The 16,178-nt window shown below is 45.5% G+C and carries 12 protein-coding genes and 1 pseudogene; 2 read left to right on the top strand and 11 right to left on the bottom strand.

Annotation, left to right across the window (positions count from 1 at the left end):
• Positions 1–37 precede the first annotated feature (37 nt).
• From rpsU to NSB28_RS06785, 7 genes are all read right to left on the bottom strand, one after another.
• Positions 38–214 (bottom strand): 30S ribosomal protein S21, encoded by a 177-nt coding sequence (gene rpsU / locus NSB28_RS06815; RefSeq protein ID WP_006864570.1) that lies wholly within the window; start codon positions 212–214, stop codon positions 38–40.
• A gap of 140 nt (positions 215–354) precedes the next feature.
• Entirely contained in the window at positions 355–2,994 is a 2,640-nt protein-coding gene (alaS, locus tag NSB28_RS06810) for an alanine--tRNA ligase (RefSeq protein ID WP_109626169.1), read from the bottom strand.
• A 54-nt stretch (positions 2,995–3,048) separates the two neighbouring features.
• Positions 3,049–3,195, bottom strand: coding sequence for a hypothetical protein (locus tag NSB28_RS06805; RefSeq protein ID WP_257497602.1), 147 nt, complete (start codon positions 3,193–3,195; stop codon positions 3,049–3,051).
• Positions 3,196–3,215: 20 nt separating this feature from the next.
• On the bottom strand, positions 3,216–4,448 hold the full coding sequence (tyrS, locus tag NSB28_RS06800) for a tyrosine--tRNA ligase (protein ID WP_109626168.1): 1,233 nt from the start codon (positions 4,446–4,448) through the stop codon (positions 3,216–3,218).
• Positions 4,449–4,940: 492 nt separating this feature from the next.
• Positions 4,941–5,414, bottom strand: coding sequence for a ribonuclease HI (gene rnhA / locus NSB28_RS06795; protein WP_109626167.1), 474 nt, complete (start codon positions 5,412–5,414; stop codon positions 4,941–4,943).
• A 10-nt stretch (positions 5,415–5,424) separates the two neighbouring features.
• Positions 5,425–7,113: a MutS-related protein gene (locus tag NSB28_RS06790; protein WP_187374280.1), complete on the bottom strand. Its 1,689-nt coding sequence runs from the start codon at positions 7,111–7,113 to the stop codon at positions 5,425–5,427.
• Between the two features lie 199 nt (positions 7,114–7,312).
• Positions 7,313–8,350 (bottom strand): 3-deoxy-7-phosphoheptulonate synthase, encoded by a 1,038-nt coding sequence (locus tag NSB28_RS06785; protein WP_109626165.1) that lies wholly within the window; start codon positions 8,348–8,350, stop codon positions 7,313–7,315.
• 227 nt (positions 8,351–8,577) lie between these two features.
• Here NSB28_RS06785 and NSB28_RS06780 point away from each other — a divergent pair, with 227 nt between their 5' ends.
• On the top strand, positions 8,578–9,036 hold the full coding sequence (locus NSB28_RS06780; RefSeq protein ID WP_243134882.1) for a precorrin-2 dehydrogenase/sirohydrochlorin ferrochelatase family protein: 459 nt from the start codon (positions 8,578–8,580) through the stop codon (positions 9,034–9,036).
• Positions 9,037–9,088: 52 nt separating this feature from the next.
• On the opposite strand, the gene NSB28_RS06775 is transcribed toward NSB28_RS06780, so the two are convergent.
• From NSB28_RS06775 to NSB28_RS06760, 4 genes and pseudogenes are all read right to left on the bottom strand, one after another.
• Positions 9,089–10,591, bottom strand: a complete 1,503-nt coding sequence (locus NSB28_RS06775; RefSeq protein ID WP_109626164.1) for a sugar ABC transporter ATP-binding protein — start codon at positions 10,589–10,591, stop codon at positions 9,089–9,091.
• 45 nt (positions 10,592–10,636) lie between these two features.
• Positions 10,637–11,254, bottom strand: a pseudogene (locus NSB28_RS06770) (sugar ABC transporter substrate-binding protein); the annotation flags it as partial.
• 100 nt (positions 11,255–11,354) lie between these two features.
• Complete coding sequence (locus NSB28_RS06765; RefSeq protein WP_109626162.1) at positions 11,355–12,608, bottom strand: uroporphyrinogen decarboxylase family protein; 1,254 nt, start codon at positions 12,606–12,608, stop codon at positions 11,355–11,357.
• A gap of 52 nt (positions 12,609–12,660) precedes the next feature.
• Positions 12,661–12,984 carry an L-rhamnose mutarotase gene (locus NSB28_RS06760; protein WP_109626161.1) on the bottom strand — a complete coding sequence of 108 codons (324 nt, stop codon included), beginning with the start codon at positions 12,982–12,984 and terminating at the stop codon, positions 12,661–12,663.
• A 189-nt stretch (positions 12,985–13,173) separates the two neighbouring features.
• On the opposite strand from NSB28_RS06760, the gene NSB28_RS06755 reads away from it, so the two are divergent.
• The gene (locus tag NSB28_RS06755; protein ID WP_109626160.1) at positions 13,174–15,459 is read left to right on the top strand and encodes an extracellular solute-binding protein; all 2,286 of its coding nucleotides are present in this window, start codon (positions 13,174–13,176) and stop codon (positions 15,457–15,459) included.
• The last annotated feature ends 719 nt before the right edge of the window (positions 15,460–16,178 follow it).

Genomic DNA, 16,178 nt, shown 5'->3' with positions numbered 1-16,178 from the left:
TGGTCCAGCTAAGGACCAAGGATTTCAACTGCACAGTTTAGTTAAATTTACGTTTACGAGCAGCTTCAGATTTTTTCTTACGTCTTACACTTGGTTTTTCGTAATGTTCTCTTTTACGAATCTCCTGCTGAATACCAGCCTTTGCGCAGTTTCTTTTGAAACGGCGTAAAGCGCTATCCAAAGTCTCGTTTTCTTTTACGATTACATTTGACATAGTCTCACACCTAACCTCCCTCCAGTTGTAGATTGTGCATAATACAACTGTATGGGTATTTTTATTGCACTAGTAAGTATTATAGCATATTTTCGCGCTACGTCAACAGTTTTTTCGCAGCTTTTCACAAATTTTTTAAATTATTTGATCTGGCCTTCCAAAAGTACTGCTGCCTCTTTGAGGGCATCCCCGATCTTTTCCGGATTCCGTCCTCCGGCCTGGGCCATGTTCGGCCTTCCGCCGCCGCCTCCGCCGACAATTGCAGCCATCCCTTTAATAAGATTTCCGGCATGTGCGCCCTTTTTCATAGCTCCCTCAGTAACCATGGCAAGAAGGTTTACCTTTCCGCCTGTACTGCTTGCCAGCACAACTACTCCGTCTCCCAGCTTCTCTTTTAACTGGTCTCCCAGATCACGGAGCCCGTTCATATCTACATCCTCAGCCTTTACTGCCAGAAGCTTAACGCCCTTCACCTCTGTCACCTGGTCCATTACATTGCCCAGGGAATCAGCAGCCATCCTGCTCTTTAAGGATTCATTCTCACTGCTCAGAGCCTTCACCTCCGCCTGAAGATGCCTGATTTTTTCAGATACATCCCCGGGAACAGACTTTAACAGGGCTGCAGCCTGCATCAGCTTTTCTTCAATATCTCTGTAATATGCAAATACCCCGTCTCCTGTGAGGGCTTCAATACGGCGCACTCCTGCAGCCACACCAGCCTCTGAGACGATCTTAAATGCTGTGATCACTCCTGTATTGGATACATGTGTTCCGCCGCAGAGCTCTTTTGAAAAATCTCCCATAGAAACAACGCGCACGCTGTCGCCATATTTCTCTCCAAACAGTGCCATAGCACCGCTCTTTTTGGCTTCCTCAATACCCATTACCTCTGTGATAACAGGAAGAGATGCCTGGATCTCCTGATTTACCAGATCTTCCACACGGCTGATCTCTTCAGACGTCATAGGTGCAAAATGGGCAAAGTCAAAACGGAGCCTGTCAGGAGCCACCAGTGAGCCTTTCTGCTCTACATGTGTACCCAGAACTGTTTTAAGAGCTTTCTGGAGAAGATGGGTAGCGCTGTGGTTTTTACATGTGTTCAGTCTGCTCTTGGAATCAACTGAAAGTGTCACTGGATCCCCTGTCCTGAACATCCCTTTTTCCACATAGCCCACGTGGCCGTATTTGCCGCCCAGAAGCTTGATCGTATCTTCCACGACAAATACAGAATCACCTGCCGTGATGACGCCCTTATCGCCTTCCTGGCCGCCCATAGTAGCATAGAAGGGCGTCCTGTTTACAAACACTGTGCCGTGTTCACCATCTGAAAGTGCTTCCGTTATCTCTTTTTCTGTTGTGAGGACAGTTATCTCTGATTCCCCAGTGAGAGAATCATAGCCTGCAAACTCAGTTGTGACAGACGGGTCGATCTCATCATAAACCGTAGCGTCAGCCCCCATGTAGTTTGTCACTTCCCTGGCTTTCCTGGCCTTGTTCCTCTGCTCTTCCATGGCCTCTTTGAAGCCTTCCTCATCTATCTTGTAACCTTTTTCTTCAAGGATCTCTTTAGTAAGGTCAAGAGGGAATCCATATGTGTCATACAGAGTAAATGCTTCCCTGCCGTCCAGCATATCGCTGCCCTTTTCCTTCATATCAGCTTCCAGGCCTGCCAGGATCTCAAGGCCCTGGTCGATTGTTTTATTAAACTTCTCTTCTTCCTGTGAAAGTACTTTGGCGATAAAATCCTTCTTCTCTTCCAGCTCCGGATATCCGTCTTTGGAGCCTTCGATCACAGTGGCGCTCAGGCCTGAGAGAAAGCTTCCCTTTATGCCAAGCAGACGCCCGTGGCGGGCAGCGCGGCGTATAAGCCTTCTGAGTACATACCCGCGTCCTTCATTTGTGGGCATGATGCCGTCAGAGATCATAAATGTGGCAGAGCGGATATGGTCCGTGATAAGCCTGATGGACACATCCTTGTCCTGGTTTTCCTTATAAATGACTCCTGCAATCTCGCATACCTTGTTGCGCAGAGCCTGGATGGTGTCTACATCAAAAATGGAGTCCACATCCTGGACAACTACTGCCAGACGCTCCAGCCCCATACCTGTATCTATATTTTTCTGCTTCAGCTCTTCATAATGTCCTTCGCCGTCATTTTCAAACTGGGTAAATACATCATTCCAGACCTCCATATAACGGTCACAGTCGCATCCCACAGTACATCCTTCTTTTCCGCATCCGTACTTCTCACCACGGTCATAGTATACTTCAGAACATGGCCCGCAGGGTCCTGCACCGTGCTCCCAGAAATTATCTTCCTTCCCAAAACGGAAGATCCTCTCTGCCGGGATGCCGATCTCCTTGTTCCAGATCTCAAATGCATCGTCATCCTCCAGATAAACAGACGGATAGAGCCTGTCAGGGTCAAGTCCGACTACCTCTGTAAGGAATTCCCATGACCACTTCAGGGCTTCTTTCTTAAAATAATCTCCAAACGAAAAGTTTCCCAGCATTTCAAAGAATGTGCCGTGGCGCGCAGTCTTCCCTACATTCTCAATGTCACCTGTACGGATACACTTCTGGCATGTCACCACTCTTTTGCTGGGCGGGATCTCAGCCCCTGTAAAATATGGTTTTAATGGAGCCATGCCGGCATTTATCAGCAGCAGGCTCTTATCATTATGCGGCACAAGAGAAAAACTCTTAAGTGCCAGATGTCCTTTGCTCTCGAAGAATTCCAAAAACATTCTCCTAAGTTCGTTTACACCGTATTTCTTCACAATTATCCTCCTGACGGCAGCCCCCCTGTTCAGGGAGGCTGCTTTTGTTATTCATTATGACTCTTCTTTTTCCGCCTGTCCTGCCGCATCTGCGCTCTTTCTGTCACGCAGGTACTTTCCAAGGCGGATACCCCCAAATGCAACTCCTGCCATTATAACAGCCTTGATCAGAGTCTGCACAAATACAACCCAAAATTCCATGTGAATACCTCCTTGCAAAATCAGTTTGCCTTAACCTGATGATACCCTTTTTTGCCTTTTTTAATCAGGAGTGCTCCTTCTTCATCCAGATCAGCTGTGGTAAACACCCTGTCAAATTCTGTGACCTTAACGTCATTTACCATCACACCTCCCTGAACGATCAGGCGGCGCCCCTCAGAACGGCTGGCTGCCAGCTTTGTATCCACAAGAAGCGTAATCAGGTCTTTTCCCTCATCCAGCTCCTCCTTTGTGTAGAAGGTCGTAGGAATATCCTCTGACTTGCCGCCCTGGACAAAGAGGCTCTTTGCAGCTTTCTGGGCTTTGTCCGCCTCTTCTTCTCCGTGAACGATCTTTGTGATCTCATAGGCGAGCACTTCTTTGGCCTTGTTGATCTGGGCTCCCTCCAGAGCGCCCAGCCTTCTTACCTCTTCCATAGGCAGGAATGTGAGAAGTCCCAGGCATTCCTCAACCTTCACATCCTCAATATTTCTCCAGTACTGGTAGAATTCGTATGGGGAAGTCTTCTCCGGGTCAAGCCATACAGCTCCCTTCATAGTCTTGCCCATCTTGATCCCCTCACTGGTAGTCAGCAGCTTGAAGGTAAGTCCAAACGCGGGCTTCTGCTCTTTCTTGCGGATCAGTTCCACACCGCCGATGATATTGGACCACTGGTCGTTGCCGCCCAGCTCCATCTGACACCCGTACAGCTGGTTCAGCTTCCAGAAATCATATGACTGCATCAGCATGTAATTGAATTCAAAGAAAGTAAGGCCTTTTTCCATTCTCTGTTTATAGCACTCTGCTGTGAGCATCTTGTTTACAGAGAAGTAAACTCCCACTTCACGCAGAAATTCCACGTAATTTAAATCTAACAGCCAGTCTGCATTATTAGCAATGATAGCCTTGTCATCGTCAAAGTCAATGAACCTGGACAGCTGCTCTTTAAAGCGCATGGCATTGTGTTCAATAGTTTCCCTTGTCAGCATGGAACGCATGTCTGACTTTCCTGATGGATCTCCGATCATTGTGGTGCCGCCGCCGAGAAGCGCGATAGGACGGTGCCCTGCCCGCTGCATATGCATCATGGCCATGACAGTCAGGAAATGCCCTGCTGTAAGACTGTCCGCTGTGGCATCAAAACCAATATAAAAAGTTACCTTTTCCTTTTCCAGCAGCTCACGAATCTCTGCCTCGTGAGTAAGCTGCTCAACAAAACCTCTTTCCTGCAAAATATCAAGTACGTTTTCTGACATCTCTCTTCCTCCTGATTGTCTACCTTTTAATATATCATAAGCATTTTTTGATTGCAAGCTTTTGTTCCGCACGCGCAGCTGCGCATCCCCCGGAGGGTTTTTATTCTTAGGAAAGGAAGTTTCCTAAAACAAAAAAACGCCCTTTCTTTTAAATTAATAAAAGAAAGGACGGAAGCTTCGCTTACGTGTTACCACCTTCATTTACAGAAAACTCGCGTCTTCTGCCTCAACAGGTACAGGTCATTGCCGATACCCTGGCGTTTTAACGGATGCCCATCCGTCGCAGCCTACTCTCAGGAAAATGGTCCCGCCGTATTCCTTTTCGGTGCGCAGCTCAAAGATGTATTCACACAAAGTTTTACATGGGCCTCTCATCTGCCGGCGCCTTTCTGTATGCTAACCTTCCTGCTACTTGTTCTTATCACAGCCTTTGCAATCTTTTGCTGATAGGGACATTATAGGAGGGGAATCCATGTTTGTCAAGCCCTATTTTTATACTCCCGGATCAACGATCAGCCCGTCTCCGTCTGCTGCCGACGTAGCCAGTTCATCACACCTCTCATTCTGCGGATGACCGTCATGGCCTTTGACCCAGATAAACTTTACCTGATGGGGAGCCTTTGCCTCCAGCATACGCTTCCAGAGATCAACATTTTTAACAGGCTCATTTTTTCCCCTTTTCCAGCCTTTTTTAAGCCAGCCGTCTATCCAGTGCTGATTAAATGCATCCACCAGATATTTGGAATCTGAATACAGCTCCACCTCACAGGGACGCTTGAGGGCTTCCAGTCCAGTGATAGCAGCCATCAGTTCCATGCGGTTATTCGTAGTGCGGACATAACCCTGGCTGAATTCTCTTTCGTGCAGCACTCCTTTTGAGTCTACATAGTTTAATATTGTCCCATATCCTCCGGGACCGTCAGGATTTCCTCTCGCCGCCCCGTCCGTATAGATTTTTACAAGCATATCGTTCTCCTTACAAGCTCCATTCACCTGTCTCTACAAACTGCTCAGCTGAATGCTCTGCCTTTTTAATAATATCAGGGGAATACCCGATAATGCCCAGAAGCTTGATGGCATTCCTGGATGTGGCCCTGCCTTCATAGAGGCGATAATTAAACAGGATATCATCTTCCTTGACCTCCTCCTGAAAGTGGTAATTATTATAATCCGATTCCAGTATACTTGTCAATTCAATATCATGGGTGGCTGCAAAACACATGATATTTCTTCTTGCCATACTTTTGAGTATCTGGGAGGAGGCTGCGATCCTCTCCACAGTATTCGTTCCCCTGAGCACCTCATCCACAAAACACAGAAGAGGTATCTCATCACCCACATGATCCAATATCCTCTTCAGGGATTTGATCTCCACGATATAATAGCTCTCCTGGCTGATCAGATCATCACGCAGGGCCATGGAGGTATATATCTGATAATAACACCCTTCATAGGAATCCGCCATACATGTGTACACCGTCTGGGCAAGAACAGCATTGATGGCTACAGTCTTCAGGAATGTGGACTTTCCTGAAGCATTGGACCCTGTCAAAAGCACTCCTCTGTCTACAGAGATTGAGTTCTTTACAGGCTCGTCAATCATGGGGTGATATACATTCTCTGCCTGCAGATATGCCTTCCTCGTATTGACAAGCACAGGCTTACAGTACTGTGGATACTGCAGCCTGAAAGAAGCTATAGCCATAGCGCTCTCCAGCATTCCCATACTGTCTGTAAGCTGTTCAAATGCATCAAGATTAGCCTTCAGCTCCACGATCAGAGTATTGAACTGGATCAGGTCCACACGGAAAGTATAATTAATGTAATCGATCAATACCTTTTCCAGGCCTCCGCCTGCATCGCCGCTGCCGCCCGCTATAAAGAAAAAGGAGTTGCGCTTAAAGCGTGACAGCTTCCTTCTGGCCTCTGCCATACTCTTAATATATTCTGACATTTCAGGAGTCTTGATCTTCTCAAGCTTAGCAGCCGCATCCATCATGAGTACTACAGCGCTGCAGGACATGATATACGGCTCAACTTTTCTTTTTTCACTGTAATAAGTGCTCCACCCATAACAAAGGGAGGCGATGATAAGAAGGACTCCGTACTGGGGCATAACAAATGTAAAAGCGACTGACGCCGCAAGCGCTGCGATGCAGATGTAGTTTTTCAGGTTACTGCGCCTTTCCAGCCCAGCCAGATTATATACGTAGTCAAAAATGGAAGTCCGTCCCGTCTTACCTATCCTGGCAAACGCATACTGCAGGTCACTTCTCTCTTTGTCATGCTTTAAAAAGTATTCCACAAGATCATCCCGCCGCTTCAGTTCTTCAGGCGAATATTCAGGGGTCCTGAGCATATTATAGAGGTAGCTTTCTCCCACACATGACCAGGTATTATTCATAAGCATAAAAATATTATCCATCTCCAGGTCGTTCCAGGTGATATCATCGATGTAGAACCCTTCTTTTTTTCTGAGGTTGAAGAAATGAGAGATAGCATCAAATTCCTCATAATCATATTCCCTGTCAGGACGTGCCCCCCAGGCCCTCTTTATCTTCTTCTCCATCCTTTTTCTGTATTTGTAATTGCTGTAGATACAAGCGGCTGCAAACGCCAGAAATCCCAGCACTACAATAAATAATATTGTCATTTCAGTACTCATGAAAACTCCTCCTCGCATCTGTACTATTAGATTAATACAAGAATACATCAGAAGACTTCTGATGTCAAGTATTTATTCCCGCAGGCAACATGGGGCAGTCGGGAAATAGATAGCCCCATATTATAAACCATGAATGGAAATATTTCAATCCTTCGCAGAAAAGCAAAAAAGAAGCGCTGCAGATACAGCGCCCCTACGGTTATTCACACATCTTATGTATTGTATAAATGAGTTCTTCTGATTCATCCCAGCCAAGACACGGATCTGTGATAGATTTTCCGTATATATGGCTGCCCGTACCGATCTTCTGGCTGCCCGGCTCCAGATAGCTCTCTATCATTACACCTTTGACAAGCTCCTTCAGCCTTGCATTCAGATTCCTGCTGTGCATAACCTCTTTTACGATGCGGATCTGCTCCTCATACTGCTTATTGGAATTAGAATGATTTGCATCAATGATCGCTGCGGGGTACCGCAGCTCTCTCTCGTCATACATCTTTACAAGCCTGATCAGGTCTTCATAATGATAGTTGGGAATGCTGTTTCCATGCTTATTCACAGCCCCCCGCAGTACCACGTGAGCCAGCTCGTTTCCCGCTGTCTTCACTTCCCAGCCGCGGTATGTAAAGGTATGGCCGTTCTGGGCCGCCTGCACTGAATTGAGCATAACTGAAAAATCACCGCTCGTAGGATTTTTCATACCCGCCGGCACATCCATGCCGCTGACTGTCAGCCTGTGCTGCTGGTCTTCCACTGAGCGCGCCCCGATCGCCACATATGACAGGATATCTGTCAGGTATATCCAGTTCTCAGGATAGAGCATTTCATCTGCTGCCGTCAGCCCCGTCTCCTCGATGGCGCGGATATGCAGCTTCCTCATGGCAATAAGCCCTGCCAAAAGATCAGGCTTCTTTTCCGGGTCCGGCTGGTGAACCAGGCCCTTATACCCCTCACCAGTCGTTCTCGGCTTATTTGTATATATTCTGGGAATCAGGACCAGCCTGTCTTCTACTTCCTTCTGGACTTTTGCCAGCCTGTTCACATAGTCGCAGACCGCATCCTCATTATCCGCTGAACAGGGTCCGATAATAACCAGAAATTTATCAGATTCCCCTTTGAATACGTCACTGATGATTTTATCTCTCTCTTTTTTGATCTCCCCCACCTTTTCGGACACAGGGTACTGAGCCCTGATCTCCTCCGGAGTCGGCAGTTTTTTGATAAATTCAAAACTCATAATATTTCTCCTTCTTTATCCATGCGTACACAGCCCTGGCACAAAAATACTTCACCCGTTTCCGGGCGCGGGACTGCCGCAGACTCTTTAATGCACTAATCTGCAGAAACATTATAATATAACATCTTCAAAATATCCAGAGCTTTCTTACAATTTTGTATTTGAAAATCTATTTTATTGTGATATTATGGTAAAGGCAGAGCGAATATTATTAGGAGCGTGGAAGAATGAAAGAAGAGAAAAAACCTTATTTCCCCATGTTCGTAGATTTGTCTGAGAAAAATGTAGTCGTGGTCGGTGCCGGCACAATAGCCAAGCGCAGGATCCGGTCTCTCATAGAGTTTACCAATCATCTGTCGGTGATCGCTCCTGAAGTCAACAATGAGCTTCTGGAGCTGGAGACAGCAGGAAAGATAGAGATCCGCCGCAAGAATTATGACAGAGAAGACCTTTATGATGCTGATCTGGTCATCGCGGCGACTAATGACCATCAGCTCAACAATGATATCTACAGTTTCTGTAAATGCATGGGGATCCTGGTAAATGTGTGCAGTGACAAAAACAAATGCGACTTCTATTTTCCCGGCCTGGCAAGGCATGAGAATGTGGTGGTGGGTGTCACAGCCAGCGGCTCAGACCACAAAAAGGCACGGGCTGTCGTAGAAAAGATCAGGACCATTCTATAATAATCATACGGCTGCACCTGAGGTATTTGATCCCGTCAGGTGCAGCCGTGTTTTATGCCAAATATCTGCCGATCTCGGCGCTTATCTGGGCATATCCTTTCTTTCCTTCATTGAGACCAGTGATCTCTCCTGTGATCTTCTGATCTCTGAATACTAGTATCCGGCGTGAAAGCTTAACCAGCTCCGGCATATCTGAAGAAATCAGGATAATGGATTTCCCTTCTTCCTTTGCAAGCTTCCAGATGAGTTCATGAATATGTGCTTTCGCTCCCACATCAACTCCTACTGTAGGTTCATCAATTATCAATATATCACAGTTGGCTGCCAGCCACTTTCCTATACTGACCTTTTGCTGATTTCCTCCTGACAGGTTCCCGACCCTGCTTCTGGAAGATGGGGTTTTTATTTCCATCTTATCTATCATCCCACTAACTATCTCTTTTTCTCTCTTCTCCGAAATCTTGCCGAAACGGTTTTTAATCCTGGACCAGACAGTTATGCTGATATTGCAGCCTACATCTGCATCCAAAATCAGTCCTTCCTCTTTTCTGTTCTCAGTCACATATCCGATCCGGCAGCGTTCGATGCAGTCCCGTATGGATCTGATCTTCACCTCCTGCCCATTCACGAGGATATCTCCTTCATCCATCTTCTCCAGCCCTATGATAATCTTTGCCAGTTCTGTGCGCCCTGAACCCACCAAGCCATAAAATCCGAGTATTTCTCCCTTTTTCAGGCTGAAACTGACCTTGTCAAACTGGCCATATGCAGTAATATTTCTGGCCTCCAGCACCTTTTCGTCCTTGATATCAAGAACGCCCAGGGATTCTGTGGATTCCTCCCGGCCAATCATCATCTTTACTATGTCCTGCCTCTTAATCCCGGCACAGTCTCTGCTGCCCACAAATCTTCCATCTCTGAGGACCGACACTTTGTCACACAGATCCAGGACCTCCTCAATTTTGTGCGATACAAAAATAACGGCCACTCCCTGTTCTTTAAGCTGCCTGATCAGTTTAATCAGATTACTGCTCTCATATGAAGTCAGGGAGGAGGTAGGTTCATCCAGCAGGATATAACGTGCATTTGAAGAAAGCGCCTTAGCAATCTGGATCAGCTGTTTCTGGGCTGCCGTAAGCTGTTCAATCTTGTCCCCCGGATCAATATCCAGTCCTACCTTCTCCAGATAAATTAAGGCAGTCTTATTAATTTTCTTCCAGTCCAGCACAGCGCCCTTCCTGAACTGTTCTATTCTGTCAAGAACGATATTCTCTGCCACAGTCGCATCAGGTATTACCTGGATTTCCTGGCTCACCATATTAATATCATGTGCAACTGCATCCCTGAAATTCTTAATGACCACTTTTTTCCCATCCAGATAGATATCTCCCAGATCCGGCTGGTAAATGCCTGTGATGATCTTTATCAGGGTGGATTTACCGGCACCATTTTCACCCATCAGTGCATGTATTTCACCCGGGCGAAAGGACAGTGATACATTGTCCAGGGCTTTTACTCCTGGAAATATTTTGCTTATATTCTCTAGTTTCAGCATACTGCCTCCCCATCCTCAGCTTTTTGAATAGTTACATTTACGTTCCTATTTTGTCAGATAGTCTGTTGTCAGTTTACTGAGGATATCCTCTGTTACTTTTTCCAGATCAGCCTCATATGTTTCCATGTTATCTTTTGTGACTACCACATTGCCGGCATTGATAAAATACTGGTCGTCTTTCACTTTATATCCCTGAGCCATATACTGCAGCAGCTTACAGGAAATATAACCATGTCCAAGAGGATTCTGTGCAATCGTGGCGTCAATCGTGCCGTTCTCAATTCCATTCATAACGCCTTCATCCGTATCAATTCCGATTGCGTAGATATGTTTGTCCGTCCCCTGCTTCTCATAGTAATCTTCCAGTGTCTGTGTCATACCTACACTGGTGACCATGCCTGTACAGACGATTCCGTCAATTTCGCCTACGTTGGCAGAGAGGGCGCTCTCTATCTTGCTTACTGCCTCTTCCTGTGTCTTAATACCCGCTATTTCCTGAATGATTTTTACATCAGGGTATTTTGCAACAGCTTCTTCTACACCTTCTTTTCTGAGGGCTGTGTTTGGGTCTTCCAAAACTTCCAGGACATTGAGAATGTTTCCTTTTTCACCCATCATCTTAATGACCGCTTCTGCTGCATCATAAGCTGCCTGCTTCACATCTGTTGCGACTGCAAATTTTTCTTAATGCTGCTCTCTTTCCTGATCGTTTCTTTGTTTTTGTTTTTTTCGTTCACGTTTTCTATTCCCCTTTTTGCTGCCTTTACTTTCTGGCATTTTCTACTGCCTTGTACATGGCCATGATATTCTCCGGCGGCACATCCGGCAAAATGTTATGTTCTGTATTGAAAATAAATCCTCCGTCTTTATAAAAGATGTCGATCATCCTGCTGCTGTAATCATATACCTCCTGCGGAGATCCCAGATTCAGTATCCTTCTTGTATTGCATCCGCCTCCCCAGAAAGTGATATCCCTGCCATACTCCTTCTTCAGCCTTGCCGGGTCCATATCCCTGGCTGATGTCTGAACCGGGTTTAGAATATCATATCCCGCCTCTATCAGTTCTGGAATTACAGGATAGATAGACCCGCAGGAATGTAAAAAAGTCTTCATGCCGCTGTGTTCATGCACGTAAGCATTCAGCTTAGTATGGAATGGTTTAAAGAGTGTTCTGTATTTCTCCAGCGACATAAACATGCCCGTGTCCATCCCAAGATCATCGCCAAAACGCAGGATATCTACCACATCACCCACTGCATCGCATACTTTTTCCAGCATGTGCAGATGCCGCTCCATAAGCTGCTCATTCAGCGCGATCACATTCTCCGGATCCGCATATGTATCCATCAGGAAATTTTCCATCCTCCGCAGGAAGGTACCCCACTCAAACAGATTGCATCCGCATGTGATCATAAGCGCCTTATCTGTACTATTCCGCAGTTCCAGACAGCGCCTGCGCATATCACTGTAAAATTCATCCTCTGTGGCAAAATCCCTCTGGTGATCCCACGGACTGTGAGCCATGGCACTCCATAATACCTTGCCCATCTGGCGGTCCAGATCCTCATAGCTGTCCGGATAATCTTCTTTATAAGGGAAATACATCTGGTCGAAACACATTCCCTTATTAGGCATCCTGGCAATGAGGGTTTTTTCAATGTCATATACATTATAGGAGCCATCCGGCAGCTTCTCCGGTTTGAACCAGCTGGGCCACTGCGCCGTATTTCCATTCGACAGCGTCACATCATACCAGTCCTCGTCTTTTGTATTGTATGTCCTTGCTATATCCAGTACATCTGCCCCTATCAGGTCCAGCACCTGATCTTCAGGCAGTGCCACCTGCTGCACCACATCATATATCCGCGTATGCCCCTCCGTCATTCCCAGGTATTTCTTCAGATTTCCATATGCCATGCCTGAAATGCCTGTACTTACATTGCTTCCCAGATCCATGGGCAGATAATCCGGCTCCTTATGTGCGACAGAAGCCATTACTCTTTCTCTTGATGTCATAAATCCCTTCTCCTTTTCACGATTTATTGTCTAAACGTTTAGATTCCGATGTTTAATCAAGATGGTATACTTCCACCATATCTGACCACCATTCTGCATCGGAGGCTCCGGCCATCTTTTCCTGGCAGGGATCCGTTTCTTTCCACCATCCCTGTGTAGCTTCATCTGCCGCCATCTTCTTCATATCTTCCTCAAAATCTTCCCCGTCATATTCAAAATAAGCAAACAGATATCCGTTCTTCAGGTAGATAGAATAATTACTGATATGGCTGGCTTTTATTGCCGCATTCACTTCCGGCCACGGATTACCGTGCAGTTCTTTATACCGCTCTTCCATCCCCTCTTTTAGCCTGATGACTTGTCCAAATCTTTTCATGCCGTTTTCTCCTTTCCAGCTTTTCCGCTTCTGTTAACACTATTATATTTTATATATTTTTGTTTTCAATATCATTTTCAAAATATAAATCAAAACGTTTAGATATATTGACTTGCCTGATTCTCTATGCTACATTTTAATTATGCAGTAAATGCACAGATCTGCTGAATAGTTACGGAGGAAGTACATATGGCTACTTTAAAAGATATTGCACGTGATGCCGGCGTCTCTATTGCAACTGTCTCCTGCTGCCTGAGCGGAACAAAGCCCGTCAAGGCAGAGACCCGGATGAAAATAATGGATTCAATAGAAAAACTAAAATATATTCCCAACTGGTCTGCCAGAAACCTGAAGTCCTTTACTTCTAATCTGATAGGCGTAGTTCTGACAGATATTGACAACCTCTATCATGCAGAGATCTTTAAAGGAATATCTGCTTACCTGCAGAGTCATGGGTATACGGTGAGTGTAGCTTTTTCAAATAATTCACCTGATATTGAATGTGAAAAGATTGAAGACTTTATCAGCCAAAATGCTGCAGGACTTGTCATCATCAGCTGTCAGCCGCAGAATACTGAATTTTTTCGGAGCCGCATCTTAAATTACCAAATACCGACCGTTTTCGTGGAACGCTCCCCGGAAGACTTATTCGTAAACTTTGTAGGCTTTGACAACTATAAAACAACCTATTTTCTGACTGAATCACTCATAGAAAAAGGATATAACAAGACAGCCCTTGTCTGCGGACCTGTTCATTTCTCATCTGAACAGGACAGCATACGCGGATATAAAGATGCCATGGCCTACAGCGGCCTGCAGAGCACCGAAGATTTGATCTGCTCTACGAACATGTCCAAAGAGGATGCTTTTAAATCTGTCCTGACAGCTGTCTGCACTCAGAAGCCGGATTCGATTATTGCGACATCTGAAAACATCGCGCTGGGCACTATAGAAGCATTGAATACTTATGGTCTGAGTGTTCCCGACAGCGTTCAGATCATAACTTACAGTGAAGAATCCTGGAATAAAGCATCACGTCTCCACGGGGTTATTCACACACAGCGCACAGCCTTCCATCTGGGGATATCTGCATCAGAACTGCTGCTCTCAAATATAAAATCCCCTGCCCTTTTTGAGCCCAGGATCATTACCATGCCGGATCCCGTAGTAAATAATCCTTTAGTTCTCCGGGAGCGTTCTTCACTCAGTGCACCTGTCTCCCAGGCCTGCAGCAGCCGTCTGAAAGTGCTTACAGTAGATCTGGCTACCTCACACTCTGTCTCTCTGCTTTCTGACTACTTTACGAGAAAGACAGGGATAGCCCTGGATTTTGATTTTTATCCTCAGGACAAGATGCTTAAAAGAATATCAGAAACAATAGATACAGAAGACGCCTATGATATCCACATGTATGATATACCATGGCTGAACTATATGGTCCAGAATACATTTGTCGCAGATATCTCTGAATTCGTGCGCGGAAAAACTTTTAAAAAAGACACTATTTTTAAAGAAAATATGGATAACTGCAGGTATGAAGGCAATTATTATGGTATCCCGATCATCGGCGGCTCCCAGATCATGTTCTACAGAAAAGACTTGTTTGAAAACAGGGATATACTGAAATCTTTCCAGAACAAATATCAGATATCGCTGCGTCCTCCCAGGACCTGGACAGAATTCAACGGCACTTCACGTTTTTTCACCAGGAGCTTCAACCCTTCCTCACCCACCAGATACGGAACATCCCTTGCCGGAATCACTGATGAAGAGCTGGCTCCTGAAATCCTCATACGCCTTTGGTCATATGGCGGAGTTCTTTGGGACAGCTATAACCGTCCCTGCCTGAACTCCCCCGAAAACGCCAGGGCCTTTGAAAGTATCCTTGAGACATTGCAGACTACAGGAGGCAATCCTTTCACGACTTCCATAGCTGATACAGTAAAGGAATTCTCAGAAGGAAAAACGGCCATGCTCATTACCTACACAGAGTATGCCGCCCAGATCACAAAGAGTATACAGAATAATATCATCGGGCGCATAGGCTATGAGATACTCCCTGGCCGTTGTCCGGCCAGTATAGGCTGGAATATGGGATTGAATCCGTTTACTAAAAATACGGAAGCCGCTTTTACTTATTTCGACTGGCTAACCCAGCATGATACCAGCTTTTATATGACTATCCTGGACGGCCAGTCACCTGTTATTGCTCCCTACCACAGCCAGGAGCTCCTGAAGCTCTATCCGTGGCTGGGTATTACAGAACGAAGCTTTTCTTTCACCCATAAACGGAACGGCCCCTATAAGAACAACACACTCATTATTCCGCAGAATAAAATAGAGGCTATCCTGTGTAATGTGCTGCGCCAGATATTGACGGAAGGCCTCTCCATCCAGGAAGCTCTTGAACTGAACCAGCAGCGTATGAAGAAGCTTTTTCAGTCCTACGGCTACCCAAAACCTCTGTGCAGATAAAAAAGGGCGTCTCCTTTGGGGGCGCTCACTTAGGGATTTGATAAAACATTCAAATTTTTAGTGACACCTTCAAGCGGGTACAAACAGAAAATGACCATGTAAGAGCAAAGATACTCAAGCATGGTCATTTTTATACATTCGATGCAGGATACTTTTTTGAGATACTGCACTCGTTTATATGCCTCATCATATGAGGAAGGGGATTCTTTGTAATAATCAATTTTTCCATAGAGCAGCTGAGTTAACTCTTGTAACTGCGTGTTAAACAAAATTTTGAGTAGTCTACATTATAATCCTTGCCATCAGCAGCAGTGCAGGCAAATTTTGCCCACACTGAATCTTTCGCTAATTCGCCTTCTTTAAAAACATTACGAACGTATTTTCCAATAACACTGTAATTTCTGTGTTTGGCTTTTGATTCAAGTGATACTCCTCCCATTTCATAATTTATTTTTAAAACACCGTACTTATTGATACCTAAGCAATATCATCACGAGCCTCATAGTTACTGTTCACACGTCACCATTCCGCGACGTGTGAATAGTAACCCGGGAGGGCTTTCTTGATTTCCGGCTCCATGGCCTTTATTAAATCCGTAATGGTCATGCTTTTCTTCAGTTTGATTTTGCCCTTTGTGGACTCTGTTTTTTTGCAAGTTCTGTTTTTAATTCATCCATTTTATCCCTCCATGCACGCAAAAAGAGACAGAAACAATGTCC

It is taken from the genome of Murimonas intestini, from assembly GCF_024622195.1.
In the GTDB taxonomy this organism is placed as follows: domain Bacteria; phylum Bacillota; class Clostridia; order Lachnospirales; family Lachnospiraceae; genus Murimonas; species Murimonas intestini.
This window is presented reverse-complemented; position numbering and strand designations above follow the sequence as displayed.

What these genes read in the sequence shown, in the direction of transcription:
- rpsU (WP_006864570.1), bottom strand. Translation starts at nt 214, where the DNA reads ATGTCAAATGTAATCGTAAAAGAAAACGAGACTTTGGATAGCGCTTTA.
- NSB28_RS06805 (WP_257497602.1), bottom strand. Translation starts at nt 3,195, where the DNA reads ATGGAATTTTGGGTTGTATTTGTGCAGACTCTGATCAAGGCTGTTATA.
- tyrS (WP_109626168.1), bottom strand. Translation starts at nt 4,448, where the DNA reads ATGTCAGAAAACGTACTTGATATTTTGCAGGAAAGAGGTTTTGTTGAG.
- rnhA (WP_109626167.1), bottom strand. Translation starts at nt 5,414, where the DNA reads ATGCTTGTAAAAATCTATACGGACGGGGCGGCGAGAGGAAATCCTGAC.
- NSB28_RS06790 (WP_187374280.1), bottom strand. Translation starts at nt 7,113, where the DNA reads ATGAGTACTGAAATGACAATATTATTTATTGTAGTGCTGGGATTTCTG.
- NSB28_RS06785 (WP_109626165.1), bottom strand. Translation starts at nt 8,350, where the DNA reads ATGAGTTTTGAATTTATCAAAAAACTGCCGACTCCGGAGGAGATCAGG.
- NSB28_RS06780 (WP_243134882.1), top strand. Translation starts at nt 8,578, where the DNA reads ATGAAAGAAGAGAAAAAACCTTATTTCCCCATGTTCGTAGATTTGTCT.
- NSB28_RS06775 (WP_109626164.1), bottom strand. Translation starts at nt 10,591, where the DNA reads ATGCTGAAACTAGAGAATATAAGCAAAATATTTCCAGGAGTAAAAGCC.
- NSB28_RS06765 (WP_109626162.1), bottom strand. Translation starts at nt 12,608, where the DNA reads ATGACATCAAGAGAAAGAGTAATGGCTTCTGTCGCACATAAGGAGCCG.
- NSB28_RS06760 (WP_109626161.1), bottom strand. Translation starts at nt 12,984, where the DNA reads ATGAAAAGATTTGGACAAGTCATCAGGCTAAAAGAGGGGATGGAAGAG.
- NSB28_RS06755 (WP_109626160.1), top strand. Translation starts at nt 13,174, where the DNA reads ATGGCTACTTTAAAAGATATTGCACGTGATGCCGGCGTCTCTATTGCA.